This window comes from Leptobacterium flavescens, assembly GCF_010671605.1.
Lineage (GTDB): Bacteria > Bacteroidota > Bacteroidia > Flavobacteriales > Flavobacteriaceae > Leptobacterium > Leptobacterium flavescens.
This window is the reverse complement of the sequence record NZ_JAABOO010000001.1, coordinates 153,135-179,949: the sequence shown is the minus strand read 5'-3', so window position 1 is coordinate 179,949 and position 26,815 is coordinate 153,135. Positions and strand designations below refer to the sequence as shown.

Genomic DNA, 26,815 nt, shown 5'->3' with positions numbered 1-26,815 from the left:
TGTACTTTAGATTTAAATATATGAAAAATGAAAAAGTTATTACTATCTCTTGGTGTTTTGATGCTCTCATTACAGGCATCGGCACAATTTTACAGCAAAGATGCACCTTTTGCACATACCTATTCCATCGTAGCCAGGGATACGGTTACCGGTGAAATGGGAGTTGCGGTGCAATCGCATTGGTTTTCCGTGGGAACTTCGGTTGCCTGGGGAAAATCGGGAGTAGGAGTGGTGGCCACACAGTCTTTTACCAATAAGTCTTTCGGTCCCCGCGGACTTACTCTGATGAAGAACGGTTTGACTGCCAAACTGGCTATGGATGCATTGCTGGAAGTTGATGAAGGAAGAGGAGTAAGACAACTTGCTATTTTGGACGCCAGTGGTAATGTTGCAGCTCATACGGGTAAGGATTGTATAGAAGCGGCAGGACATTATGTAGGGAATAATTTCTCGGTACAGGCCAATCTGATGGAAAAAGCAAGTGTTTGGCCGGCCATGGCAAAGGCTTTTGAAGAAACCAAAGGCTCCCTGGCAGAACGTATGCTGGCTGCGCTGGAGGCTGCACAGGCCGAAGGCGGAGATATACGAGGAAAACAATCGGCGGCCCTGCTGGTAGTAGGCGCAGAAAATACAGGGAATGAATGGGATGATAAACTTGTAGACCTTAGAGTGGACGATCATGCCACTCCATTAAAGGAACTGAGGAGACTACTCAATATACAACAGGCTTATCAATATATGAATGCGGGAGATGTGGCCGTAGAGAAAGGCAATATTAAAGAAGCCAAGAAAATGTATCAGAAGGCACAACAGTTGAACCCGGAAAATGTAGAAATGAAATACTGGTATGCGGTAACCCTTGCCAATAACAAGGAATTTGAAGCTTCGAAACCTGTTTTTAAAGGAGTTTTTGAAAAAGACCGCAAATGGCAGCAGTTGTTAAGCAGGCTGAAAAAAGTGAACCTGTTATTGATCACAGACAAAGAACTTAAAGAACTGGAAAAACTATAAAGATAAAACTCAAACAAATGAAGATTGTAAAAAAGATACTGGTATTACTATTGATCGTTCTCGTTATTATGCAATTCATCCGTCCGGAGAAGAACACTTCAGATACGGTTCCCGCTACGGATTTTATTACGATGACGAATCCTTCCGAAGAAATTAAAGGGATTTTAAAGACGGCATGTTATGACTGTCATTCCAACAATACGGTATACCCGTGGTACAACAATATTGCTCCGGTTTCTTACTGGCTGGCAGATCATGTTAAAGACGGAAAAAAGCATCTTAATTTTTCCGATTGGGGAAATTACGATCAGAAAAGAAAGGCACATAAACTTGAGGAACTGGTAGAAGAGGTAAAAGAGCATAAAATGCCGCTTAATTCCTATCTCTGGATGCATAAAGATGCCAAGCTGGATGATGCACAAATAGAAGCGCTTACCAGCTGGGCCCAGGACCTGCGTTTTGTATATCAGCTAAAAGCGAAATAGCCTTAGGGACCCCGGTGGAAGCTTTTTCTGCTATGATGGTAAGATGAGGTAACTCGTCTTCTGAAATACTGGGGTTAGGATCTATAAAGAAAATCGGTGTATTGGCCTTGATATAGTGTACCAGGCTTGCGGCAGGGTATACCTGCATGGAAGTACCTATCACGAAAAGAATGTCTGCCTTCGAAACGATATTAACGGCTCTTTCCAGCATAGGTACTGCTTCTCCGAACCAGACAATATGAGGCCGTAACTGATGGTTGTGCTCGCAGTGATCGCCTAAATAGATATCTCCCTGCCAGTCGTATACCAGTTTTTCATCAAAAGTACTGCGTGCTTTTAATAGCTCTCCGTGGAGGTGAAGTACATTTTTACTTCCCGCTCGTTCGTGCAGGTCATCTACATTTTGGGTAATAATATCAATCAGGTGTTTTTCCTGAAGATTGGCCAGGGCCTGATGGGCTACATTAGGAGATACTTCGTGTAACTGCCGCCTGCGTTGATTGTAAAAATCAAGCACCAGCTCCGGGTCATTTTTCCAGCCTTCAGGAGAGGCTACTTCTTTAATATCGTGCCCTTCCCATAATCCGCCGGAGCCCCTGAAAGTGTTGATCCCGCTTTCGGCACTGATCCCCGCTCCTGTAAGTATTGCTATTTTTTTCACAAACTCTGATTTTTATATTACCAACTTCTAAATTTAGAAAAAATAAAAACAACGGTTCGGAAAGCAGTTTTTTGATAATCTGAGAGAACAATTATCTTTGGGGAAATGCGCATTCATGATCGATGAAAATTTACTGGCCTATCTGGAAGGCTTTATGACCGAAGAAAGAAAGGAGAAATTCAAAGAAATACTTTCTTTACGCACCCGGCATATTACAGTAGCTATAGAAGATGTATATCAGGTTCACAATACCAGTGCTGTGATACGAAGCTGTGATATTTTCGGTTTGCAGGATGCTCATGTCATTGAAGAACGTTTCGGGCAGCGTTTGGATAGCAAGATTGCTATGGGAGCTCAGAAATGGGTGGATATTCACCGGTATCAGAGTACGGAAGACTGCCTGAACAGACTAAAGAATGACGGCTATAAGATTATTGCCACTACTCCTCACCTGGACTCCTGTATGCTGGAAGATTTCGATATCACCCAAAAATGTGCCCTGTTTTTCGGAACGGAAAAAGAAGGGCTTTCTCCTGCTGTTATGGAACAGGCAGACGGATTTTTAAAGATCCCGATGGTAGGATTTACCGAAAGTCTTAATATTTCAGTCTCAGCAGCCATTATTTTGCAGTCGCTTACCACCAAACTACGGGCCTCCGATGTGAACTGGCAGTTGAGTGAGACCGAAAAACTGGAAAAGCGAATAGACTGGTCGAAAAAAACGGTCAGGAGTGTGGAAGATATTTTATCGAGATATAAGCCTGAAGATTAATATTATATTATTTAACTTTATAGGGTTGGCCTTAAAACAGGCTAACGGGAAATCGTGTTTTGACAAACGTTTCCCCGTATAAATTCTAACTAATTAATTAACTATGGCAACTGTATTATATATTCTGGGAGCAATCGTTTTGCTCATTGTAGTTCTGGCACTTCTGGCACCGTCCAAATACGACGTAAACAGGAGTATTGAAATCAACAAACCCGTTGGAGAGGTATTCGATTATCTGAAATTTGTTAAAAATCAGGATGAGTGGTCTCCCTGGAAGAAAAAAGACCCCAATATGAAACAAACCCATTCAGGTACCGATGGCAAAGCCGGTTTTACTGTGAAATGGGAAGGAAATAAAGATGTTGGAGTAGGAGAACAGGAGATCAAGAAAATCACAAAGAATAAGAGCATAGAAACAGAACTGCGTTTCTATAAACCTTTTAAGTCGCAATCTGATGCCTATCTGAATGTGGAAAAACTGGCAGACGATAAAACCAAGGTTATTTGGGGCTTCACCGGAACCAATAAATTCCCCATGAGTATCTTTATGTTGTTTATGAATATGGATAAAGCGGTAGGGAAGGACTTTGAACAAGGCCTGGCCGATCTTAAATCCATTCTGGAAAAATAAAAGAAACGGGGCATAGCTCGTAAATATCCTTTTTAAACATTCTAAAATGATAACCAATTAAAAACCGATAGTATGGAACACAATCTGGTGGGATGGTTTGAGATTCCCGTAACCGATATGGACAGGGCAAAAAAGTTTTATGAAGAAGTATTCAATATCGAGGTAAATGTACAGGATTTTGGAGGTTTGTTAATGGGATGGTTCCCCTTTGCAGAGGATAAGCCCGGAGCATCTGGATCCCTGGTAAAACACGAAGAATCCTATCAGCCCAGCGACACAAAAGGGGTTTTGGTCTACTTCGCTTCGACAGATCTGGCTGTAGAATTGGAAAGGGTTGTGAAAGCAGGAGGGCGTGTTATACAGGAAAAGACCCAGATCTCGGAAGATATAGGCTATATGGGCTTATTTATTGATTCTGAAGGCAACCGAATTGCCTTGCATTCCAGGGAGTAAATTTATTAGCTATTCCGGATGATTTTGCGTTAATTTGTTCATTGCTAAAAAATTGCACTGCTGAATGAAGAAAATATTACTATTCCTAACGCTTGCCCTTTTTTGTTCTAAAATTAATGCCCAGGCCATCTCAGAAGAGACTCAGTTACATATAGGTGCCGGGGTGGTTATTGGATCTCTGACCTATCTTCTGGTCGATAAAGTAACAGGTAATAAGAAGAAAGCTGTTATCTGGGGATTGTCACTTTCTGCTGCTGCCGGGATTGCCAAGGAAGTAAGAGATAGTTCTATTTGCGGAGATTGTGCCGATGTAGGAGATGTACTGACTACAACTCTGGGAGGTGCAGTAGGTACTTTTACTTTTCGTTTTGTGCTCGATGGCAAAAAAAACAGAAGGGGAGAACGAAAGATCCGCAAGGAACAGAAAAGACTGGAAAAAGAAGAACTGGAGACCCGCGAAAGACTCAGAGAGGAATTAAAACTCAAGATCTAACTAAAGGATCTCCTGAATATTTCAGGCAAGGGGAGTTATTTCCTTGTCCTTCCTAAAACCGTATATAAAAATAATTAGAACTCCGATCGTTACTGACATATCGGCCATATTAAATATTCCTGTTCTGAAAAAACCCAGGTCAATAATAAGAAAATCGGTTACGGAACCGTGAACGATCCTGTCTATTAAGTTCCCGATACCACCTCCTGTAATAAAGGCCAGGCCTAAAATAAGACGTTTGTCGATATTGTTTTTTAGCATTAGTATAACGAAGATGGCCAGCAGAATTACCGAAGGAAGTACGATAATGGTAATAAACTTAACAGTTGGGTGAAACGAAGCCCCAAAACCGAGGGCAGCCCCGTTGTTCTCTACTTTGGTAAGGGTGAGGTGTTTTCCGATAACCGCAATTTTTTCATGGGCATCTATCTTGTTTCTCACCATGTTCTTTGATGCCTGATCACAGCCGATATTCATAGCTATGAACGCAAATATGACAAGCGATTTAAGCAATCCGGTTAACTTCATAAGGGGCATTTTTAATTTGTTTTCCGGCTTAAAAATATCATTTTTAATTTTATCGGGCCCGAATTAACAAAATTTTCATACCGATTGAAGCTTCAGATGGAGGGTCTTTGTGTAAAAAGTGGTATTTTTAAGTGCTATGAAATACGATAATGAAAAGTACGGCAAAAGGAAAGGATTTCTCTTCAAGAATTACAAAGCTCCTTATCAATCGCCCTTTGATAAACTCTTTGATATTTTTCGGGAATTGATCACTCATACCTCCGGCGATCTGGATGAAGCGTTGGATTGGTTGCGTGAACTGGATAAGGAATACAAACTCACAGATGAAGATTATACCATAGATGATTTTATCGAGGATCTTAAGAAAAAAGGTTATATCAGGGAGGAGATAGAACCGGATGGAAACGGAGGTATGGTAATTACCGCCAAGACCGAGCGCTCTATCCGCCAGCGTGCCCTGGAGCAGATCTTCGGCAATTTAAAAAAAGGAAGTAGCGGAAACCACAAATCCAAATATCAGGGAAGGGGAGATGAGCATACGGGAGAATTCCGGGAATACAGATACGGCGATTCTCTGGAGCGTATATCCATGACCGAAAGCCTGCGCAATGCCCAGATCAATCACGGAATGGACGATTTTAACCTTACCGAGGACGACCTGGTGGTGGAAGAAACGCAATTCAAGGCTCAGATGAGTACGGTGCTTATGATAGATATAAGTCACAGTATGATCTTATACGGTGAAGACAGGATCACCCCGGCCAAAAAAGTGGCTATGGCCCTGGCAGAACTCATCACAACGAGATATCCTAAAGATACACTGGATATTCTTGTATTTGGGAACGACGCCTGGCCCATCAAGGTAAAAGACCTGCCATATCTGAGAGTCGGGCCCTATCATACCAATACGGTAGCCGGACTGCAACTGGCTATGGATATACTGAGGCGAAAACGAAATACCAATAAACAGATCTTTATGATCACAGACGGGAAACCGAGTTGTCTGCGCCTGAACGACGGCACCTACTATAAGAATAGTGTAGGCCTGGATTCCTATATCGTAGACAAGTGCTATACGATGGCACAGCAGGCGCGTAAACTTCATATTCCGATCACCACCTTTATGATTGCCCAGGATTCTTATTTACAACAATTCGTCAGGCATTTTACCGAAGCCAATCAGGGAAAGGCTTTTTATACGGGAATTAAAGGATTGGGAGAAATGATCTTTGAAGATTACGAACAAAATAGAAAAAAGAGAATTAGATAATAAAAGCTGATGCGGACGATCGGCTGTGTTTTAACAGTTATGAATAGTAAAAAAATTAAAACTTTAGGAGAACTTAAAAAATCGGGTTACAAATCCGTAAATATAAAAGATGAACTGCGAACAAACCTGCGCAGGAAGATAAAGAATGGAGAAACCGTCTTTGAAGGGGTGTGGGGATACGAAAATACGGTGATCCCCGAACTGGAAAGAGCCATTCTCTCCAGGCATAACATTAATTTACTCGGATTAAGAGGGCAGGCCAAAACCAGGCTGGCCAGGTTGATGGTAAGCCTGTTGGATGAGTGGATCCCCGTTGTTAAGGGTTCGGAGATCAATGATGATCCTTTGGCCCCGATCTCCCGTTTTGCAACGGAACTGATCAGGGAAAAGGGAGATGACTGTCCGATAGATTGGATACACCGGGATGAACGCTTTTTTGAAAAACTGGCAACCCCCGATGTTACGGTGGCAGATCTGATAGGGGACGTTGACCCCATTAAAGCGGCCAACCTCAAATTGTCTTATGCGGATGACCGTGTTATACATTTCGGAATGATCCCCAGGGCTAACAGATGTATTTTTGTTATTAATGAATTGCCCGATCTTCAGGCACGTATTCAGGTAGCACTTTTTAATATCCTCCAGGAAGGAGATATCCAGATCAGAGGGTTTAAGGTACGTATGCCGTTGGATATGCAATTCGTCTTTACTGCAAACCCGGAAGATTATACCAACAGAGGAAATATTGTTACTCCGTTGAAAGACCGTATAGGTTCTCAGATACTGACGCACTATCCTGAAAATATAGAAACGGCCAAAGCCATTACAGAACAGGAGGCACAGTTGGATACAGATCAGAGCCAGATGGTACATATTCCGGAACTAGCGAGAGATGTGCTTGAACAGATAGGTTTCCAGGCCAGGAAGAGTGAGTACGTAGATGTTAAAAGCGGGGTGAGTGCCAGGATGAGTATTACTGCTTTGGAAAACCTTATCAGTACTGCAGAGCGAAGAGCTCTAAAATCGGGAGATGATACCACTTCGGTAAGGTTCAGTGATTTTATGGGAGTGATCCCTTCCGTAACAGGGAAGATAGAGCTGGTGTATGAGGGAGAGCAGGAAGGAGCAGCCGTAGTTGCCGAAACTCTTATAGGGGAGGCTGCTATGGAACTTTTCCCGTCTTATTTCCCGAAAATAGAAAAGCTGGAACGCCCCGATGATGAGAGCCCGTATAAGGAAATTGTAGATTGGTTCTTTGAAGGGAACGAACTGGAACTTCTGGATGAATTAAATGATGAGGAATACAAAAACCGACTTGATAAATTGGTTCCTTTAAATAGTTTGATAGAGAAGTATCAACCGGAAATAAATGGTGCGGATAGTTATTTTTTAAAGGAATTTGTACTCTGGGGACTGGTAGAATTTAAAAAACTCAGTAAATACAGGTTTTCCGAAGGATATCATTTTAAGGATCTCTTCGGGAGTTATATCAGAGGATTGTAAAAAAATAAAGGGTTGACAGAATGATCTTTCTCTGTCAACCCTAACTTATCTTAGTTTTTCTTTTCTAACAGTACGATATCAAATTCGCTATCCACAATAGCTTTTCCGTCTTTTACTACCGTTTCCTGCTGGGAATAAGCATCTTTAAGCTGACTTCCTTCTTCAAAAGTATCACCTACTTCAATCACTTTTTTACCGGGTGAAGCATCCAAAGCAATGACTACCTTATCCGTAAAATCCGCATCGGAATATGTCCGCGAAAAAACATAGGGCTGTTGACTAATGGTATGATGGCGTCCGGCACCAACTGCCGGATGATCCCTTCTGAATTTTCCAAGTTTTTGATAGTGCTCCAGTAATTGACGGGTCTCAGGAAGAGAATCAATGTCTTCCCAGTTCATAAAGGAACGCAAAGTGGCATCTCCCTGAGTGCCTTCAATATCCAAAGGCCTGGCTATTTCATCACCGTAATATATCTGTGATGCTCCTTGCGTAAGCAATAATTTGGTAGCGGCTTCTTTGGTTTTAGTACGCTGTTTGTCATAAGGATTCCCGTCGTCATGAGAAGTGAGGTAATTCAATGTACTCTTACCTTTCAGGCTTGAGTGAAGAATACTGTCGTATTTCCTGAAAATAGAATCATAACCCTTAAGGGCATCGTATTTTAATTCGAAATTGATGAGGCTTGTAAAACCATTGTCGTAAAAGTCCACTTTCTGATCCCCGAAATCAAAATTCCTTCCGGATGAGATCCCGTAATTGTAAACCTCACCAACCATATAAAAATCATTCTCATCCAGTACCTGCTCCGGATGTGCATCTTTCCAATCCTGCAGAGCCAGTGCCGCTTCGGTATACAGATCTTTCCACACGAATTCCTCGGTATGTTTAACCGTATCGACCCTGTAACCGTCCACTCCATAAGCCCTGATATAATCGGTGAGCCATTTTATGATATAGTAGCGCGGAGCTCTCGGATAACCCGTACGTTCGAAAAAAGCATCTAACTCGGCCATTTCCTGTTCAAGACGGCCTTCGGCTTTCCATTTCTCGACAAGCTCTTCAGGCAGGGCCACATCTTCATTACTTTCGGTCAGGATATCGGGAAGATTGGCTACCAGGGTACATTGGGTGGTATTCTCGTAAGTGGTAAATTCACATTTGGGAGAAGTCCTTACCCAGGAATTTCCCCATGCAGGATCCTGCTCCGTTGCAGGTCCCGTATGATTGATAACGGCATCCATCAGGATACGGATCCCGTTTTTATGAGCAGTAGCTATTAATTCTGCAAGATCCTCTTCCGTTCCGAAATTAGGGTCTAGTTTTGTCCAGTCTTTAGCCCAGTATCCGTGAAAGCCGTATGTATTTCCGGTACCTTCATCCACAGAACCATGTATCTGCTCCACAACCGGGGTAAACCAGATGGCATTGACCCCTAAATCCGTAAAATAACCTTCTTCTATCTTTTTGGTAATTCCCTTGATATCTCCTCCCATAAAATTACGGAGCACCCCTGTTTCTTTGGTACGCCCGAAATTTACATCGTTAGAAGGATCTCCGTTGTTAAAGCGATCGGTAAGGAGAAAGTAAATATTAGCTCCTTCCCAGACAAAAGGAGTTTCGGTTTCAGCAATTTGAGGAGTTTGATCTTTTTCTTTACAGGAAAAGTAAAGCAGCCCCAGAAGGGATAGAAATACTATTTTTTTCATGGCGGAATATTTCCCTAAAACTATTAAAAAAAGCAGTATTTGGAAAGAAAAATTTAGTTTTCCCTGTTCAGAACCCTGTATTCTTCATAGCAGCCGCTGATGGCATCCAGGATCTGAAGGTCATTGGCCGTACGGATAAAATCTTTGGAGTAATTGCAATTCCTGAGAATATCTTCTATATCGGCCTTATCTACCTGTATGAGGGCAGAAAGAGTTTCCCTGTCGAATTTAGAAGCCAGAAGGTTCCGGATCTCATCATCTTCCTTCATTTTCCGCAGTTTCCGAAGCTGTTTGGGCTTTTTCCCGAATATATTATTAAGGGTAGTGGCCGGATCGAATATGGCATTCAGTACTTTGGATACTTTGTCTGGCCTTCCGGCCTCGTATCCTCTCTGTAAACCTGATATACTGTATCGGTATGCGTTGTTTACCGGGATATTTTTAGCATCGATCTCCAGATAGCCCGTAAGCCTGTACGGGCGTACCACTACTTCTTCCAGCGCATAAGCCAGTTCGGTAAGCCCGATACGGGTACCCTGGAATTTAATGATATCGTTGGTAACACGAACTTTGATCGATTTAAATCCTATGAAAGAAAAGTAGAGGGTATCGTTTACGGATGCCCTGATCTGAAATTCTCCGTTTGCGTCAGAAATGGTTCCTATCACCTTATTCAGGTTAACGATGTGAACATTGGATAAAGGGAAATCATTTTCCGCATTAACCACTATTCCGTTAACTTCTGTTTCCTGCTGCTGATTTTCCTGGGAATAACCGAGGGATATAAAAAGGAGCGTTATTAAGAATACAACTTTTTTCATAGTCAAGTTTACAGCCTAAAAGTACTAAACTAAACGAAAAAAACGTATAAGAGCATATTTTTTATCGTAAAATTAACAAGAAAAAATTAAGATCTTCTTTTACTTTTTTTCCTCGAACCTCCAAAAGAATTCCCTTTTCTGTGTTCTTTTTTAGACTTGTTTCCTTTTCTTTTTCCTTCAAATGAAAAACCGCGATCTCCTCTTCTGTTGTTCCTGTCTCCTCTGTTCCTTCGTCTTCCGCCACCTCCGGGGTTGCTCGAGATCTCTACATTGATGTACCTTCCGTCCAGTTTAAAGTTCTTGAACATTTCGAGAATAGCTTCTGTATGAGCAGCATCCGTATTAAAGAAGGAGAAACTTTCCTTAACATCTACTCTGTAAACATCGTCTCTTCCGAGTTCCATCACCTCCTTGAGGAAGTCTTTCAGGGTTTTCCAGTCATAACCGTCACGCTCTCCTACATTAATGAAGTAACGTACATCTCCGTTATCGGGAATATTTCCGCTTCTGTCTTCTCTGTCTCTTCCGCTGGCAACATTAAGGTCCTTGGCTTTCTTATAGTAGTTGAAGAACCTGCTGAATTCTACAGAAACCATTTTTTTGATAAGTTCTTCCCTGTCAAGATCGCGTAGCACATCGTTGATGGCCGGCAGGTAATGATCGATCTCTTCGTTTATCTCTGTATTTTTGATCTTACTGGCAAGATGATATAGCTGGATCTCACAGATCTCTATCCCCGTAGGAACGGACTTGGCTACAAATTCCTTTTTGATAATACGTTCGATAGACTTTATCCTGCGCAATTCACTTTTGGGAAGGATAACGATAGATATTCCGGATTTCCCCGCTCTACCAGTTCTTCCGCTTCGGTGATTATAGGTTTCTATCTCATCCGGAAGCTGATAATTGATCACGTGGGTAATGTCATCAACATCTATCCCTCTTGCAGCTACATCGGTAGCTACCAGCATCTGGATCTGACGTGTCCTGAAGGCTTTCATTACCATGTCACGCTGGTTCTGGCTAAGATCGCCGTGCAGGGCTGCTGCATTATAACCGTCTTCAATGAGTTTCTCCGCTACATTCTGTGTATCTCGCTTGGTACGGCAAAAAACTACCGAAAAGATATCGGGATTTGCATCCGCCAGGCGTTTCAGAGCCAGATAACGATCTCTTCCGTTTACCAGGTAGTATTCGTGTCGTACATTGGCCGACCCCGAGTTTTTGGTACCAACGGTAATCTCGGTAGGCGCGTGCATGAATTTTTTCGCGATGGTTGCTACCTCCTTAGGCATGGTAGCCGAGAACAGCCAGGTATTCTTTTCATCGGGAGTATGGGAAAGGATGGAAGTGATATCTTCATAAAAACCCATATTCAGCATCTCATCGGCTTCATCAAGAACACAGTATTCAATCTTGTTGATATTGACCATACTTCTGTTGATCATATCCTGCATCCTTCCGGGAGTAGCCACAACGATCTGAGCTCCGCGTTTTACCTGCTTGGCCTGTTCAGAAATACTGGCTCCTCCGTAAATAGCCACTACATTAAGTCCCTTTACGTATTTGGAATAATTCTTTAATTCATTGGTGATCTGCAGGCATAGTTCCCTGGTAGGGGAAAGTATTAATGCCTGGGTGGTTCTGCTATCAGCTTCTATTCGCTGGATAAGCGGAAAACCAAATGCTGCTGTTTTTCCTGTACCCGTTTGTGCAAGGGCTACAAGATCTGTGTCTTCTTCAAGTAAAACGGGAATGGCTTTTTCCTGTACTTCGGATGGAGTTTCAAAGCCCATATCGGTTACAGCACTCAAAAGGACTTCATTAAGTCCTAACTCTTGAAATTTACTCATAGTTTATTTTATACGATTCGCAATTATTCATGTTGCATAAGAGCGGTCACCGTACAAAAATTAAAAGCCCCAGCGCAACACTTCCGGCTCCTCTTCAATACACGGCCGGATTTTAAAGGCGCAAAGGTACTCTTAATTGTGGATTTCACACCATCTTTGGTGTATTATATTTTTATGAGCTTATTTTTTGACTATGAGTTGTTTAAGAATTCAATCAGTTTTCTTACTGCTATTCCCCGGTGACTGATCTTTGCCTTTTCTTCCAGGCTCATTTCTGCAAAGGTCTTTGTATAGCCTTTGGGAACAAATACAGGATCGTAACCAAAACCTTTTTCCCCCCGTTTTTCATCGATGATCTCTCCGGGGCAGATGCCTTCAAACAAATGCTGTTCCCCATCTATATTCAGGGCGATCACCGTTTTGAATTGTGCCTTTCTGTTGGATGAAGTTTTTAATTCCTCCAGAAGTTTGTTCATGTTGTCTTCTGCCGATTTCTGCGGACCTGCATACCGGGCCGAATAGACCCCCGGTGCCCCGTTAAGGGCTTCTACTTCCAGGCCGGTATCATCTGCAAAACAGGATAGCTCATAGTGTTCCCGAATGTAATCGGCTTTTTGAACGGCGTTGCCTTCTATGGTATCTGATGTTTCCGGAATATCCTCAAAACAATTGATATCCGAGAGTTTTAAAAGATCAACAGACGGAAGCATGGCCTGTATTTCCTGTAATTTATTAGCATTGTTAGTTGCGAAGACGAGTTTCATTAATTTAGTTGTTAGTTGTTAGTTGTTAGTTGTTGGTTGCTGGTTGTTGGTTGTTGGTTGTTGGTTGCTGGTTGTTGGATTTGTCACCTCGAGCATCTCGACTACGCTCGATACAGGCTCGTCGAGAGGTGGAAATTGGATTTTGTTTATTGCTCATTGCTCATTGTTAATTGATCATTTATGATGGTAGGGTTCATTCCTTAAAATAGTAAACGCCCGGTATAATTGTTCTGTAAAAAAGAGACGGATCATCTGATGCGAAAAGGTCATTGGAGATAAAGATATCTTTCCCTGGGCTTTGCCATACACACTATCTGAAAAACCATAAGGGCCGCCAATTACAAAGACCAGTTGTTTAAGCCCCGAATTCATCTTCTTTTGCAGGTAGTCCGAAAACTGTACAGAACTAAAACTCTTTCCTCTTTCATCTAAAAGCACAAGCATATCGGTAGGTTGAAGTTTTTTTAGAATAAGTTCTCCTTCCTTTTCCTTTTGCTGGGTTTCGCTGAGGTTTTTGGCGTTTTTTATATCGGGAATGATATCGAGCTCAAATTTGCAATAGAACCCTAACCTTTTTATATACTCGTCTATCAGTAACTGCAGATTCCTGTCATCTGTTTTACCAATGGCTAATAATTTAATATTCATGCCTCAAAAATACGAACTTCAACGGTAGAAACAGCCCGGTTTTAAATTTTGGATTTTGATATTGTGATTTGGAGTTTCCTTTCTTTATTTTAGCTGAAAATTGACGAATAAATGATATCACAGGAACAGTTTGATTTCGAGATCGAAAATATTATTACCAATGCAATCCGGGAAGATGTAGGAGACGGAGATCATAGCTCCCTGGCCTGTATTCCAGCCGATGCTACGGGAAAAGCCAAACTTCTGGTAAAGGATGAAGGGATCATTGCCGGTGTTGAATTTGCCAAACAGGTATTTGCCTATGTAGATGCAGATCTGAAAGTTGAAACTCTTATCCGGGATGGGGAGGAAGTAAAATACGGGGATATTGTTTTTTATGTTGAAGGAAGCTCTCAATCCATATTGAAGGCCGAACGCCTCGTATTGAACGCCATGCAACGAATGAGTGCCATTGCTACCAAAACGAACGGTTTTGTAAAACTCCTGGAAGGAACGGGAACAAAGATCCTTGACACTCGTAAAACCACACCGGGTATCAGGGCTATAGAAAAATGGGCAGTAAAAATAGGAGGGGGAGAGAACCACAGGTTTGCCCTTTACGATATGATCATGCTTAAGGACAATCATATCGATTTTGCCGGAGGGATCACTACGGCGATCGATAAAACCCGGGAATACCTCAAATCTGTGGGGAAGGAGTTAAAGATCATTGTGGAGGCGAGAGATCTTGGCGAAGTAGAGAAGATCCTGGAATCGGAGGGAGTGTACAGAATACTCCTCGATAATTTTAGCTATGAGGACACCAGAAAAGCTGTAGAATTAATAGGAGATAAATGCCTTACCGAATCTTCGGGAGGGATCAATGAAAAAACAATACGGGAATATGCAGAATGCGGTGTGGATTATATTTCGTCTGGAGCATTGACCCATTCCGTTTACAATATGGACCTAAGTTTAAAGGCAGTGTAGAATGTCAGCAGAAATTGAAGCGAGATTGGAAAAAGTACCGGGAATCAACATCCTGGTTAAGCTTTTAAAGAAGATAAAGCTTAAGGCATTTGTGAGCCTGTCACTCTATGATCTGATAGAAATGTACGTGATAGGTATTGCCAAAGGCGCTGTTTCTTTCAGGGCCAGTGCTATTGCTTTTAGTCTTTTTATGGCCTTGTTTCCTTTACTTCTTTTTTTACTGAATTTAATCCCCTTTGTTCCGGTAGAAGGTTTTGACCGGGAGTTTTTGGCATTTTTGGAAGCTTTCCTGCCTTCTGCCACCAGCGATTATTTTGAGACTATTTATGGAGATATCAACAAGCAGGGAGGTCTTTTATCATCTTCCTTTCTGTTGTCTATTTTTTTTATTGCCAACGGGATCAATGCTATTTTCAGCAGTTTTGAGAACTCTTATCATGTAGAGCTTACCCGTAATTTCTTTCGTCAGTATCTCTATGCTATTTTTATTGGCCTTATCCTGGCACTGCTGCTTATCCTTGCCTGTGTTGGCTTTATTTACTTCGAGATCTATGTGGTTCAGTATATGAGTGAGCTTGCCGAAAAAACAACCGGTATGGATGTGTCTTCGGGAGATGAGTTGGGCGTGCGAATAGGAAAAGTGCTCTTCCTGGCCATGATCACCTATTTGTTTACAGCTATCCTTTACTATTTTGGGGTAGTGGAGGGGAAGAAAGCCCGGTTTTTTTCGTCCGGAGCCTTACTGACCACTATTTTAATATTGATAACAACATATTTGTTTGGTATTTATGTTGATAATTTTGCCCGCTATAATGAATTGTACGGAACTATTGGAGGTTTACTGATCCTGATGATCTATATCTGGCTGAACTCCAATATCCTGTTACTGGGCTTTGAACTGAATGCCTCTCTCAATAAATTGAAAAACAAAGCATGAATACTTTAAAAATAACTACCGCAATTATAAGTGTACTCTTCCTGGGAGCTTTTCATTTGAATGCCCAGGAGATCACAGGAAAATGGAAAACAGTTGATGATGAGACCGGAGAGACCAAATCGGTGGTCGAGATCTATGAAAAAGACGGAAAGGTCTACGGTAAAATTGTAGAGATCCTCAATAAGAACAGGCAGAATGCCGTATGCGGTAAATGCCCGGAAGACGATTACAGAAAGGACAAGCCGGTTCTGGGAATGGTGATCATCAACGGGCTGAAGAAGTCCGGGAAAGAATATAAGGGAGGAAAGATCCTGGATCCGCATAAGGGGAAGGAATATAAATGTAAATTGTGGATCGATGAATCAGATTCCGACAAGTTAAATGTCAGGGGATATATTGCTTTTCTTTACCGAACACAAAACTGGTACAGGGTGGAATGATCCTCTGTCCCGCGAAGTTTAATTTTACTTTATGCAGTATTTTATCGATGTTATTCTCCCTATTCCGCTGGAAAAGCTGTTTACCTACCGGATAAATGAAGCAGAAGCTTCTTTTTTAAAGCCAGGTATACGGGTAGCGGTTCCTTTCGGGAAATCCAGGATATATACTGCTCTGGTGTATCAGGTACACAACAACCCACCGGCCACTTATGAGGCCAAGGAGATACATCAGATCCTCGATGAGCATCCCCTGGTAAACGAATATCAGCTAAAACACTGGAGCTGGTTAGCCAATTATTATATGTGTAGTCTGGGAGAAGTGTTCCGGGCAGCGGTCCCCGGAAGTTTTTTACTGGAAAGTGAGACCATTGTGTCGGGGAATTCAGATTTCCAGGCCGATGAATCCGAATTGAAAGATGAGGAATGGCTTATCTACGAAGCTTTGCAGCATCAGACAGTTTTAAGGATCCATGAAATAAGCGATATTGTAGACAGGAAGAATGTACTTCCCGTTTTAAAGGGCTTGCTCGACAAGAATGTCATCCGCCTGAAGGAAGAGGTCTATGAACAATACAAGCCAAAACTGGTACGGTATGTTAAACTGGATCCGTCACACAGTTCGGAAGAAGGATTGCAAAATTTACTGGATACTCTCAGCAGAGCTCCCAAACAAAAGCAGGTGATCCTGAGCCTATTTTCGCTTTCGGCTACCACCAAAAAACCGATCAAGGTAAAGGAACTGGAAGTTAAAAGCGGTGTTTCGGCAGCCGTGATCAAGGCTCTGATAGAAAAGAAGATCCTGAACGAATACTATATCCAGACCGACAGGGTAAGTTTTGAGGGGAAGTCGGGAGCATCCAAAGAACTGAATGAATATCAGCAAAAAGCGCTGGAAGAGATAGAAGAGCAGTTTAACGAACATGCTACGGTACTGCTTCACGGCGTAACATCTTCCGGGAAAACGGAGGTGTATGTAAAACTGATAGAAAAGACCATAGCAGAAGGAAAACAGGTGCTTTATCTGCTGCCGGAGATTGCCCTGACCACTCAGCTTATTCACCGGCTTCAATCCTATTTCGGAGAAAAGATCAGTATATATCACTCCAAATATTCATTGAACGAAAGGGTAGAGGTATGGAACAATATCCTGAATAACGAACCCAAGGCCCAGATCGTTCTGGGAGCGCGTTCTTCCGTATTCCTGCCATTCTCAAAGCTGGGGCTGATCATCGTAGATGAAGAGCACGAAACTTCTTTTAAGCAATTCGACCCCGCACCCCGTTATCACGCGAGAGATGCGGCTATCGTTCTTTCCGGCTTTCATAAGGCTAAGGCATTGCTGGGTTCAGCCACTCCGGCTATAGAGACTTTTTATAATGCTTCCCAGTCCAAATACGGACTGGTACAGATAAACAGGAGGTATGGAAATGTTCTTCTGCCCGATATGGAATTGGTAGATATTAAGGAAAAGCACAGAAAGAAGAGAATGAAGGGGCATTTTTCCGATCGGTTGATGGAGGAGATCACAGAAGCTCTGGAAAATGAAGAGCAGGTGATCCTGTTTCAGAACAGAAGAGGTTATGCGCCTATTGTTGAATGTAATACCTGCGGGCATTCGCCGCAATGCCCAAACTGCGATGTAAGCCTGACCTATCATCAGTATAAAAACCAGTTGCGGTGTCATTACTGTGGATACCATATGGCACAGCAGTTAAATTGTCTTGCCTGCGGAAGCAGTGAACTGAACACCAAAGGCTTCGGAACGGAACAGATAGAATCGGAACTGAAGGAACTTTTTCCTGAGGCTAAGACCGGACGGATGGATTCCGATACCACAAGAGGTAAATACGGTTATGAAAAGATCATTACCGCTTTTGAACAAAGGGAGATCGATATTTTGGTAGGTACTCAAATGCTTACCAAAGGACTGGATTTCAGGAATGTTACCCTGGTCGGGATCATGAATGCCGATAATTTATTGAATTACCCCGATTTCAGGGCTTATGAACGTAGCTTTCAACTGATACAACAGGTAGCCGGAAGGGCCGGACGTACCGAAAAAAGGGGGAAAGTAATTATCCAGACCTATAACCCGTATCACCAGATCCTGCAACAGGCATCTATGAATAACTTTGATGAAATGTTCAAAGATGAACTGAATGAACGAAGACAGTATAAATACCCGCCTTTTTACAGACTGATCAAGATCACCTTAAAACACAAAGATTACAATAAAGTAAATGAAGGGGCCGAATGGCTGGCAAAATCGCTGAGAAATAGTTTCGGGTCCTTTGTATTGGGGCCTGAGTTCCCGCCTGTGGCCCGTATCCGGAATGAGTATATAAAATCCATACTCCTTAAGATCCCGCCAAATCAACCTTTAAAAAGTACCAAGCAGGTCATAAAAAGAATAGACAATAGTTTTAAGGCCATAGCCAACTATCGCAGTATCAGGATCATCTATAATGTGGATAATTACTAATTATTGTTCAGGGCTTCGGTAAGCTCTGCTTTCTTATTCCTGCTTAGAGGGATCTGTTTTCCGTTTACCTCCACATTCTTACTGTTAAATTTCTGGATCTTATCCAGGTTAACGATATAAGATTTGTGAATTCTCAGAAAACGATCTGAAGGCAATTCTTTTTCAAAGGCCTTCATGGTGGAAAGAATAACAATATTAGCTTCTTCTGTAACCAGTTTGATGTAGTCTCCCAAAGCTTCCACCCAATTGATCTCGCTAAGGAATACTTTTCTCTTTTTAAGATTACTCTTCACAAAGATATGCTCTTCGTCCTCCTTGGTAGCATTCTTTAACTGATAGTTCTGAATAGCTCTTTTTACGGAAGCTTCAAAACGATCGTTGGTAATCGGCTTGTGCAGATAGTCGGTTACATCGTAATCAAAAGCTTTTAAAGCGTAATCTGCTTTTCCGGTTACAAGAATGATCTGTGGTGGAGAATCTAAAGACTCGATCAGGTCGAACCCGCTAACGACAGGCATTTCAACATCAAGGAAGATGAGGTCTATTTTTTCGTTTTTGAGCCCGTTTTTTGCTTCGATCCCATTGCTGTACTCAGCAACCAGGTTCAAAGAAGGATGATTCTTGATTAAACGAGCAACGGCCATTCGTTGTAGGTTAGAGTCGTCAACTATAATGCAATTCAACCTCATTTTATATTTGTTATACCTATTAAGTGGGGTTTACTTCATGACAATTTTAGTGAAAAATTTAGAATCACACAATTATTGTTGATAAATAGGAGCTTTTTTCCCGATTCTACATGTAATATAGCAGATTTTATTTGTTGTTTATTTGATAATTGGTATCTTTGCACCCTTAAAATTTAAAATAAGTATTTATGAATCATTATGAAACTGTTTTCATTCTTAATCCCGTTTTATCTGAAACTCAGATAAAGGAAACAGTTAAGAAGTTCGAAGATTTCTTAACTTCGAAGGGTGCAGAATTTGTATCTAAGGAAGACTGGGGGCTTAAAAAAATGGCATACCCTATTCAAAACAAGAAAAGTGGATTCTATCACCTTTTCGAATTCAAAGTAGCTGGTCCGGCTATAGATCCTTTTGAGGTTGAGTTCAGACGTGACGAGCGTGTTATGCGTTACTTAACTGTAAAAATGGACAAGTATGCTGTAGCATGGGCTGAGAAAAGAAGAACTAAAATGAAACAAAAAGCTTAATTATGTCATCAATAGAACAACAAGCAAAAGGTAAAAAAGACGGAGAGATCAGATATCTGACTCCACTTAATATAGAGACCAATAAAACGAAGAAATACTGTCGTTTTAAGAAGTCAGGAATAAAATACATCGATTATAAAGATCCTGATTTCCTTTTAAAGTTCGTAAACGAGCAGGGAAAGATCTTACCAAGAAGATTAACAGGAACTTCTTTAAAGTACCAGCGTAAGGTATCTGTAGCAGTTAAGAGGGCACGTCACTTGGCTTTAATGCCATACGTAGCTGATTTATTAAAGTAAAAAAGAGCGCGAGATGGAATTAATATTAAAGAAAGACGTAGAAAACTTAGGTTTTAAGGACGATATAGTAAGCGTGAAGAACGGTTTCGGTCGTAATTACCTTATCCCTCAGGGATTCGCTATTCTTGCTACCCCTTCCGCTAAAAAGGTTTTAGCAGAGAATTTAAGACAAAGAGCTTTTAAAGAAAAGAAAATAGTAGAGGATGCTCAGAAAGTAGCTGATGCTATTAAAGCATTAGAAGTGAAGATCTCTGCAAAAACAGGAGGTGGAGATAAACTTTTCGGTTCTGTAAACAACGCTAACCTTGCCGAAGTATTCGAGAAGGAAGGTCACAACATCGAGAAAAAGTTTATCAATGTAATCGGAGGAACAATCAAAAGAACCGGAAAATACAATGCGGTAATCAGACTTCACAGAGAAGTTGTCGTTGATTTTCCTTTTGAGGTTGTTGCCGAAAACAGCTAAGATCGCATAAAAGTAACATCAACTTTTTGTTAATAAACAGAAAAGGCTATCATCTTGATAGCCTTTTTTTTATTATATTTTTGATGTGAATAATTAAAATTACATTAAATAATCAGACCGATATGAGAAGAAAACTATTTCTGGGATGGCTACTGTCCCTTTTTAGTGTTGTAGCATTTTCCCAGGTTACCACCTCCAATGTCAGGGGGTTGATCCTGGATGACCAAAATGAACCCTTACTCGGGGCAAATATTGTAGCGGTTCATACACCAACCGGAACCAAATACGGAGCCGCTACAAATGAAGACGGCCGGTTCAATATCCTTAATATGAGGATCGGAGGACCTTATACCATTACTGTTAGTTATGTTGGATTTAAAGACAGGGTCTTTAACGATGTCTTTTTGTCGCTGGGGCAGACCTATAATGTAGATGTTACTCTGATCTCGGATAGTCAGCAACTGGAAGAAGTTATTGTTTCCGCCAATCAGGGCGGCGTATTCGGAAGAGACAGAACAGGAGCCGAAACCAATGTGGGAAGACGGGAACTTACTAGGCTTCCTACTATCTCAAGATCGGCTCAGGATTTTACCAGGCTTGAACCCACGGCTACCGGAAATTCCTTTGGAGGAAGGAACGATCAGTTCAACAACTTTTCTCTTGACGGATCTATCTTTAATAACCCATTCGGACTGGATGCAGCTACACCGGGAGGGCAGACCAATGCTCAGCCTATATCCCTGGACGCTATAGACCAGATTCAGGTATCTCTGGCACCTTATGATGTAAAGCAGGCCGGGTTTACCGGAGCTTCCGTAAATGCCGTAACCAAAAGTGGAACCAACGATTTTAAGGGAACGGCTTATTTCTTTTTCAGGAATCAGGATTTTACAGGAGATAAAGTAGACGGAGATGATATTATTGTTCCCGATCTGGAACAAACCCAGGTAGGGTTCAGTATCGGAGGGCCGATCATTAAAAACAAACTGTTCTTTTTTGCCAATTTCGAAAAGGACGACAGGGAAGATCTCGGATCGAATTTCGTAGCAGCAACTCCGGAAAACCCGTTCGGTTCTGCTTCCAACGTATCGCGTGTTACCGCTGCAGACCTCAATTCGGTTTCCAATGCATTGCAAACGATCCTTGGGTACGATACGGGAAGATTTGAAGGCTATACGCACCAGACCCGTTCTGTAAAAGGTATTTTTAAACTGGACTGGAATATTAATGATAATCACCGATTAACGGCAACCTATAATTTCCTGGATGCTTCCAGGGACCTTCCGGCAAACCCTTTTGCAATCGGGAGAAGAGGTCCTGACCTGATCACCCTTCAGTTTGAGAATTCCGGATATGAGATCAACAACGAGATCAATTCTATCCTCCTGGAACTGAATTCGAGTTTTAGTGGTAAATATGCCAATAAACTCCAGGTGGGTTATACCCGTTTTAACGACTTCAGAAGTCCGTTTTCTTCACCTGCACCTGTAATTAATATTAATCAGGATGGGGTACGAGCTATTGTTGCCGGGCATGAACCATTTTCCATTAACAATAAATTGGAACAACAGGTAATCCAGATCACTAATAACTTCAACGCTTTTATAGGGAACCACACTATTACGATCGGTTCTTCCTTTGAGCGCTTTAATTTTGATAACTCCTTTAACCTTGGAGTTTACGATCCTTTCGGTTTTGTGGGAGGAACATTCGGACCCGGTTATGACAGTGTTGCCTCTTTCCTTGCAGATATCAATTCTGCCGGAGGTGGTGATGTAGGAGCAGCTTTTGCCAATGCTCAGACCGTAGCTGCTGCCGGTAATTTTGCACTGGCAGAGACCAATGTAGGGCAATGGGCCTTCTACGCACAGGACGAGTGGAACCTTACCGATAATTTTAAGCTTACCTATGGTTTGAGAATGGACCTGCCGCTGTATTTTGATACACAGGATAAGATCCAGGAAAATATAGACAGAAAAGGCGGATTGTTCTCCGACGGAGGGACTTATGACCCTACTATTCAGTATTTCGATGAAAACGGAAGCCCGGTATTCCTGAACAGCCTGAACCTTCCGGCTCAGAAACCCTTGTGGTCTCCGAGAGTTGGTTTTAACTGGGATGTACACAACGATAAGACCTTCCAGATAAGAGGTGGTTCCGGTCTATTTTCCGGCCGACTTCCTTTTGTATGGATCGGAAACCAGGTAGCAAACCCCGATTTCTTTTTCTATACAACAACCTCTCCCGATTTTGAGTTCCCTCAGGTATGGAGAAACAGCCTTGGAGCTGACTACCGCTTTGAGAACGGAATAACGGTTTCTACCGATATTATTTACACCAGAGATGTAAATGCTCAGATCGTGAGGAATTTTGGAGCGGGAACACCCACAGGAACATTAAATGGAGGAATAGATACCAGACCGATATATCTGGATAGCGATCGCGCAGTAAACGGTTTTGGAGGCGCTACCAATGCCTATGTATTTACCAATACCGATATAGGGCGTTCTTTTAACTGGTCGACCAAAGTATCCAGACAATTCGATAATGGTTTGTATGCGAGTATTGCCTACAACTTCCTGGAAGCAAGAGATGCCAGTTCTATAGATGCGGAGATCTCCAGTGATGCCTTCGACAGGAATCCGGCGCTTGGAAACGTAAACAGGGCCATCAGCGGGCCTGCATTGTTTGGAGACAGGCACAGGATCGTAGGGCAGTTAAACAAGTCGTTCACCTATGGAGGGGATAAATTCGGAACAACCATCGGAGCCTTCTTCGAATATGCACAGGGAGGACGCTTTTCCTATACGTATTCGGGAGATATCAATAACGACGGTTCCTTTACGAACGACCTTATTTATATTCCAACCACCGCAGAGATCTCCCTGCAGCAGTTTGAAGGGAATGCAGCCGAGCAGAATGCACAAAGAGCTGCTTTGGATGCCTTTATTTCACAGGATGAGTACCTGAATGCCAGAAGAGGTACTTTTGCAGGAAGAAATGAGATCCTGAGCCCCTGGAGGGGGAGATGGGATATTAAGATCCTTCAGGACTTTAATTTCACTGCTTTCGACGGGAAGAGGAACACCCTGCAGTTCAGTATAGATATCCTTAATTTCGGAAACCTGCTGAATTCCAAATGGGGAGTGATAGAGTTACCGACCAATACCCAGCCTATAGGAGTGAGGGTAGATGCCGGAACGCCTATTTACAGCTTCGATACCGCTCAAACCAGTACTTTTACCAACGACTTTAGCCTGGCTTCCAGATGGCAGGCACAATTCGGACTAAGATATATTTTCAATTAAGAAGAAAATAGATAATTTTGAACCGTCCCTCAGGGGGCGGTTTTTTTATGCAGAACTATGAAGTATACACGCCTTAGTAAAGAACAGTTTAAAGCCCTTCACAAAGAATTTATCAATTTCCTGGCAACCCAGTCGATAACTGCTGCCGAATGGGATACGATCAAAAAGGAAAAGCCCGAAGTAGCAGAGCAGGAGCTGGATGTTTTTAGCGATCTTATCTGGGAAGGAGTATTGAGCAAGGTAGATTTTCTGGAGAACAGCTCGGAGAACTCCATGCTGCTTTTTAAATGTGATGCCCATCAGTTCAACCTGATCGCGGTAAAAATAAACAACAAAGACATCAACCTCCTGACTGATGAAGGTTTCCACTGGTTCCAAGAAAATATCATGCATGAGGATGTGGAGCTTTTTACCGCTTCCAAGGTCTATTCGGAAGATAAACGCCTGGATATCTTTAAACTGATACAGCAGGGAGCACAAATTGCAGATGGTACTCTTTTTAACGCTTTGGATAAAGTAGTTAACTGAGTATGTTTTATCTCTATAAATTAAGATATTTGCAGCATTAATAAATTTAGTTAACCCATCATGTCAAAAAAACCAGGGATCCCGAAAGGAACACGTGATTTTTCACCGGTAGAAGTAGCAAAGCGTCAGTATATCATGAGTGCTATTAAAAAGCATTTTGAGACTTTCGGTTTTCAGCCTATAGAAACTCCCTCCTTTGAGAATTCGGAAACCCTGATGGGGAAATACGGAGAGGAAGGAGATCGGTTGATCTTTAAGATCCTGAATTCCGGGGATTACCTTTCTAAAGTAGACGATACCGTTTACGACGACAGGAATTCAACCCGTATGACAAAATTTATCTCGGAAAAGGCATTGAAATACGATCTTACCGTGCCCTTTGCACGTTATGTGGTCATGCATCAGAATGAGATAGATCTTCCTTTTAAACGATATCAGATACAACCGGTATGGAGGGCAGACAGGCCTCAGAAAGGGCGTTTCAGAGAATTTTATCAGTGCGATGCCGATGTGGTTGGTTCCAATTCGTTATGGCAGGAAGTGGAATTTGTACAATTGTACGATGCCGTTTTTAATGAATTAAAAGTTGATGGGGTTACCATCAAAATAAACAACAGAAAGATATTATCTGGGATTGCCGAAGTGATCGGAGCAAAAGATAAACTGATCGATTTTACAGTAGCCCTTGATAAGCTTGATAAAATAGGAGAAGAAGGTGTAAAAAAGGAGATGCTGGCTAAGGGAATTTCGGAAGAAGCTATTGATAAAGTACAACCTCTTTTCAGTTTCTCCGGATCTAATGAAAACAAACTGGATCAACTGGCATCGCTTTTAAGTAATTCGGAAGAAGGAACGAAGGGAGTAGAGGAACTTGGCTTTATTATAGATGCGATCAATACCCTGGGGCTGAAAAGTTCAAAACTGGAGCTGGATGTTACCCTGGCAAGGGGACTCAATTATTATACAGGAGCTATTTTTGAAGTAACTGCACCCGAGAACGTAAAGATCGGATCTATCGGCGGAGGCGGAAGATATGACGACCTGACCGGGATATTCGGTTTAAAAGGAATTAGCGGTGTAGGGATCTCTTTTGGCCTGGACAGGATATACCTGGTACTGGAAGAACTCGGACTTTTCCCGGATGTCCTGGAAGATACCATAGATGTACTCTTTATAAACTTCGGAGAACAGGAAGCTCTTGCTTCCTTAAAAGCTATCGGATCTTTGAGAGCTGCGGGAGTTAAAGCAGAGTTATATCCGGATGCTGCCAAGATGAAAAAGCAAATGGGCTATGCCAATAAAAGGAATGTTCCTTTTGTAGTGATGATAGGAGGAGAGGAACTGGCTAACAATACTGCCGTATTAAAGAATATGACAGAAGGTACACAGGAAACACTTAATATGGATGAATTAAGCAAAGCTTTTAAAAAGTAATCTTTATACAAAACAGACTGGAAACCACTTCTCATTTTTGGGAGGTGGTTTTTTGTTGGATAGTAATCCTGGAATATGTGTCTTTAGAATAAAGTGCACTAGTTATAAACTAGCGCTAGCTGAGCTTTTAAAATAAGATGCTAGTTGCAAACTAGCGTCAGCTGAGGGTTTTATCTGTTTAACACTCATTTTGTTTCCACCCTCAAATTTCGTAACTTTAAGAGGATGTGGATAACCGAAAAGCAGATCTTCTTCTTCGCTTTTTGTGTTAAGATAAAAACTGACCTACACTTTTAATTCTGCTACTTAATGCCCCGTATAGCCTTAAAAGGCTGTTTAACCGTAAAATTATATAAAATGAATCCGGTAATGTTATTCAGTATTTTTTTAGGCCTGTTCATACTGGCCGGAATACGCATTATTTTCGAATATAAAAGAGCTATCAAATTCAGGTTCGGAAAGTTTATCACCACCCTTCAGCCCGGTATAAAATGGATCATTCCTATAGTAGAGACCATTCAGATCGTGGATATCAGGGTTATTACCATTAATGTTGTTTCCCAGGAAGTAATGACAGAAGACAATGTGCCCTGTAGTATAGATGGGGTAGTGTTTTTTAAGATCAATGACCCTGAGAGAGCTGTCCTGGAAGTGGAAGAGTACAAATTTGCCATTGTACAGCTGTCGCAAGCTGCTTTACGAGATGTCTGCGGAAAAGTAGAACTCGATACCATCCTTTCCAAACGGGAAGAAATGGGGAAGAATATTAAAGGCATTGTTGAAGAGGAAACAAAAGAGTGGGGGATAGAGATCATAGATGTAAAGATCAAGGATATACAATTACCGGCCAATATGAAACGTATGATGGCCAACCAGGCGGAGGCAGAACGTTCCAGACGTGCGAGGATCATCCTGGCACTGGCAGAGGAGCAGGCCGCGGGGAAATTACTGGAAGCGGGTAAGCTGATAGACCAGTCGCCTTCTGCCATTAAACTAAGGCTCTATCAGACTTTATCGAATATTGCAGCCGAAAAGAATTCAACCATTCTTTTCCCTTTCCCGGAAGAGATGCTGCCTACAGACCTGGATAAATTAAAGGGGAAAAAGTCAAAGAAAGCAGGGAAATAAAATAGT

Annotated in this window: 27 protein-coding genes; 19 read left to right on the top strand and 8 right to left on the bottom strand. The window is 41.9% G+C overall.

Features of this window, described 5'->3' with window-relative positions; translation table 11 throughout:
- The first annotated feature begins 27 nt into the window (after nucleotides 1-27).
- The gene (locus GWK08_RS00810; RefSeq protein ID WP_163605008.1) at nucleotides 28-1,011 is read left to right on the top strand and encodes a DUF1028 domain-containing protein; all 984 of its coding nucleotides are present in this window, start codon (nucleotides 28-30) and stop codon (nucleotides 1,009-1,011) included.
- Nucleotides 1,012-1,028: 17 nt separating this feature from the next.
- Nucleotides 1,029-1,496, top strand: a complete 468-nt coding sequence (locus tag GWK08_RS00805; protein ID WP_163605007.1) for a heme-binding domain-containing protein — start codon at nucleotides 1,029-1,031, stop codon at nucleotides 1,494-1,496.
- On the opposite strand, the gene GWK08_RS00800 is transcribed toward GWK08_RS00805, so the two are convergent.
- Entirely contained in the window at nucleotides 1,444-2,157 is a 714-nt protein-coding gene (locus tag GWK08_RS00800) for an SIR2 family NAD-dependent protein deacylase (protein ID WP_163605006.1), read from the bottom strand. The two genes, GWK08_RS00805 and GWK08_RS00800, sit on opposite strands and share 53 nt — an antisense overlap.
- Before the next feature lie 115 nt (nucleotides 2,158-2,272).
- On the opposite strand from GWK08_RS00800, the gene GWK08_RS00795 reads away from it, so the two are divergent.
- From GWK08_RS00795 to GWK08_RS00780, 4 genes are all read left to right on the top strand, one after another.
- Nucleotides 2,273-2,929: a TrmH family RNA methyltransferase gene (locus GWK08_RS00795; protein WP_163605005.1), complete on the top strand. Its 657-nt coding sequence runs from the start codon at nucleotides 2,273-2,275 to the stop codon at nucleotides 2,927-2,929.
- 103 nt (nucleotides 2,930-3,032) lie between these two features.
- The gene (locus tag GWK08_RS00790) at nucleotides 3,033-3,560 is read left to right on the top strand and encodes an SRPBCC family protein (protein WP_163605004.1); all 528 of its coding nucleotides are present in this window, start codon (nucleotides 3,033-3,035) and stop codon (nucleotides 3,558-3,560) included.
- A 72-nt stretch (nucleotides 3,561-3,632) separates the two neighbouring features.
- Complete coding sequence (locus GWK08_RS00785; RefSeq protein WP_163605003.1) at nucleotides 3,633-4,013, top strand: VOC family protein; 381 nt, start codon at nucleotides 3,633-3,635, stop codon at nucleotides 4,011-4,013.
- Nucleotides 4,014-4,077: 64 nt separating this feature from the next.
- Nucleotides 4,078-4,506 (top strand): VanZ family protein, encoded by a 429-nt coding sequence (locus GWK08_RS00780; protein WP_163605002.1) that lies wholly within the window; start codon nucleotides 4,078-4,080, stop codon nucleotides 4,504-4,506.
- Between the two features lie 21 nt (nucleotides 4,507-4,527).
- Here the strand turns inward: GWK08_RS00780 and lspA are convergent, their stop codons facing one another.
- Nucleotides 4,528-5,034 carry a signal peptidase II gene (gene lspA, locus GWK08_RS00775; RefSeq protein ID WP_163605001.1) on the bottom strand — a complete coding sequence of 169 codons (507 nt, stop codon included), beginning with the start codon at nucleotides 5,032-5,034 and terminating at the stop codon, nucleotides 4,528-4,530.
- 136 nt (nucleotides 5,035-5,170) lie between these two features.
- Between lspA and GWK08_RS00770 the strand changes: the two genes are divergently transcribed.
- Nucleotides 5,171-6,304, top strand: a complete 1,134-nt coding sequence (locus GWK08_RS00770) for a vWA domain-containing protein (RefSeq protein ID WP_163606273.1) — start codon at nucleotides 5,171-5,173, stop codon at nucleotides 6,302-6,304.
- Nucleotides 6,305-6,343: 39 nt separating this feature from the next.
- Complete coding sequence (locus GWK08_RS00765; RefSeq protein WP_163605000.1) at nucleotides 6,344-7,807, top strand: AAA family ATPase; 1,464 nt, start codon at nucleotides 6,344-6,346, stop codon at nucleotides 7,805-7,807.
- A gap of 50 nt (nucleotides 7,808-7,857) precedes the next feature.
- Here GWK08_RS00765 and GWK08_RS00760 read toward each other — a convergent pair whose 3' ends face one another.
- The 5 genes from GWK08_RS00760 to rlmH all read right to left on the bottom strand — a co-directional run bounded on the left by GWK08_RS00760 (nucleotide 7,858) and on the right by rlmH (nucleotide 13,602).
- Entirely contained in the window at nucleotides 7,858-9,516 is a 1,659-nt protein-coding gene (locus tag GWK08_RS00760; protein WP_163604999.1) for an alpha-amylase family glycosyl hydrolase, read from the bottom strand.
- Nucleotides 9,517-9,569: 53 nt separating this feature from the next.
- Nucleotides 9,570-10,337 (bottom strand): carboxypeptidase-like regulatory domain-containing protein, encoded by a 768-nt coding sequence (locus tag GWK08_RS00755; RefSeq protein ID WP_163604998.1) that lies wholly within the window; start codon nucleotides 10,335-10,337, stop codon nucleotides 9,570-9,572.
- An 86-nt stretch (nucleotides 10,338-10,423) separates the two neighbouring features.
- Nucleotides 10,424-12,190, bottom strand: coding sequence for a DEAD/DEAH box helicase (locus GWK08_RS00750; RefSeq protein ID WP_163604997.1), 1,767 nt, complete (start codon nucleotides 12,188-12,190; stop codon nucleotides 10,424-10,426).
- Between the two features lie 191 nt (nucleotides 12,191-12,381).
- A complete protein-coding gene (locus tag GWK08_RS00745; RefSeq protein WP_163604996.1) occupies nucleotides 12,382-12,954 on the bottom strand; it encodes a non-canonical purine NTP diphosphatase in 573 nt (190 codons plus the stop codon).
- Nucleotides 12,955-13,128: 174 nt separating this feature from the next.
- Complete coding sequence (rlmH, locus tag GWK08_RS00740; protein WP_163604995.1) at nucleotides 13,129-13,602, bottom strand: 23S rRNA (pseudouridine(1915)-N(3))-methyltransferase RlmH; 474 nt, start codon at nucleotides 13,600-13,602, stop codon at nucleotides 13,129-13,131.
- 111 nt (nucleotides 13,603-13,713) lie between these two features.
- On the opposite strand from rlmH, the gene nadC reads away from it, so the two are divergent.
- From nadC to priA, 4 genes are read left to right on the top strand one after another with little or no spacing between them, the layout of a single operon-like run.
- Nucleotides 13,714-14,571 carry a carboxylating nicotinate-nucleotide diphosphorylase gene (nadC, locus tag GWK08_RS00735; RefSeq protein WP_163604994.1) on the top strand — a complete coding sequence of 286 codons (858 nt, stop codon included), beginning with the start codon at nucleotides 13,714-13,716 and terminating at the stop codon, nucleotides 14,569-14,571.
- Nucleotide 14,572: 1 nt separating this feature from the next.
- Entirely contained in the window at nucleotides 14,573-15,508 is a 936-nt protein-coding gene (locus GWK08_RS00730) for a YihY/virulence factor BrkB family protein (protein WP_163604993.1), read from the top strand.
- A complete protein-coding gene (locus GWK08_RS00725; protein ID WP_163604992.1) occupies nucleotides 15,505-15,948 on the top strand; it encodes a DUF2147 domain-containing protein in 444 nt (147 codons plus the stop codon). Before GWK08_RS00730 ends, GWK08_RS00725 begins: the two co-directional genes overlap by 4 nt.
- A gap of 31 nt (nucleotides 15,949-15,979) precedes the next feature.
- The gene (gene priA / locus GWK08_RS00720; protein WP_163604991.1) at nucleotides 15,980-18,430 is read left to right on the top strand and encodes a replication restart helicase PriA; all 2,451 of its coding nucleotides are present in this window, start codon (nucleotides 15,980-15,982) and stop codon (nucleotides 18,428-18,430) included.
- Here the strand turns inward: priA and GWK08_RS00715 are convergent.
- On the bottom strand, nucleotides 18,427-19,119 hold the full coding sequence (locus tag GWK08_RS00715; RefSeq protein ID WP_163604990.1) for a LytR/AlgR family response regulator transcription factor: 693 nt from the start codon (nucleotides 19,117-19,119) through the stop codon (nucleotides 18,427-18,429). The two genes, priA and GWK08_RS00715, sit on opposite strands and share 4 nt — an antisense overlap.
- A 188-nt stretch (nucleotides 19,120-19,307) precedes the next feature.
- On the opposite strand from GWK08_RS00715, the gene rpsF reads away from it, so the two are divergent.
- From rpsF to GWK08_RS00680, 7 genes are all read left to right on the top strand, one after another.
- Nucleotides 19,308-19,646, top strand: a complete 339-nt coding sequence (rpsF, locus tag GWK08_RS00710) for a 30S ribosomal protein S6 (RefSeq protein ID WP_163604989.1) — start codon at nucleotides 19,308-19,310, stop codon at nucleotides 19,644-19,646.
- 2 nt (nucleotides 19,647-19,648) lie between these two features.
- Nucleotides 19,649-19,945, top strand: a complete 297-nt coding sequence (rpsR, locus tag GWK08_RS00705; RefSeq protein WP_161413741.1) for a 30S ribosomal protein S18 — start codon at nucleotides 19,649-19,651, stop codon at nucleotides 19,943-19,945.
- A 13-nt stretch (nucleotides 19,946-19,958) separates the two neighbouring features.
- The gene (gene rplI / locus GWK08_RS00700; RefSeq protein WP_163604988.1) at nucleotides 19,959-20,411 is read left to right on the top strand and encodes a 50S ribosomal protein L9; all 453 of its coding nucleotides are present in this window, start codon (nucleotides 19,959-19,961) and stop codon (nucleotides 20,409-20,411) included.
- A 122-nt stretch (nucleotides 20,412-20,533) separates the two neighbouring features.
- Nucleotides 20,534-23,719 carry a TonB-dependent receptor gene (locus GWK08_RS00695; RefSeq protein WP_163604987.1) on the top strand — a complete coding sequence of 1,062 codons (3,186 nt, stop codon included), beginning with the start codon at nucleotides 20,534-20,536 and terminating at the stop codon, nucleotides 23,717-23,719.
- Between the two features lie 57 nt (nucleotides 23,720-23,776).
- The gene (locus tag GWK08_RS00690; protein WP_163604986.1) at nucleotides 23,777-24,247 is read left to right on the top strand and encodes a DUF6495 family protein; all 471 of its coding nucleotides are present in this window, start codon (nucleotides 23,777-23,779) and stop codon (nucleotides 24,245-24,247) included.
- A 60-nt stretch (nucleotides 24,248-24,307) separates the two neighbouring features.
- Complete coding sequence (hisS, locus tag GWK08_RS00685; RefSeq protein ID WP_163604985.1) at nucleotides 24,308-25,681, top strand: histidine--tRNA ligase; 1,374 nt, start codon at nucleotides 24,308-24,310, stop codon at nucleotides 25,679-25,681.
- A gap of 369 nt (nucleotides 25,682-26,050) precedes the next feature.
- Complete coding sequence (locus tag GWK08_RS00680) at nucleotides 26,051-26,809, top strand: slipin family protein (RefSeq protein WP_239524843.1); 759 nt, start codon at nucleotides 26,051-26,053, stop codon at nucleotides 26,807-26,809.
- The last annotated feature ends 6 nt before the right edge of the window (nucleotides 26,810-26,815 follow it).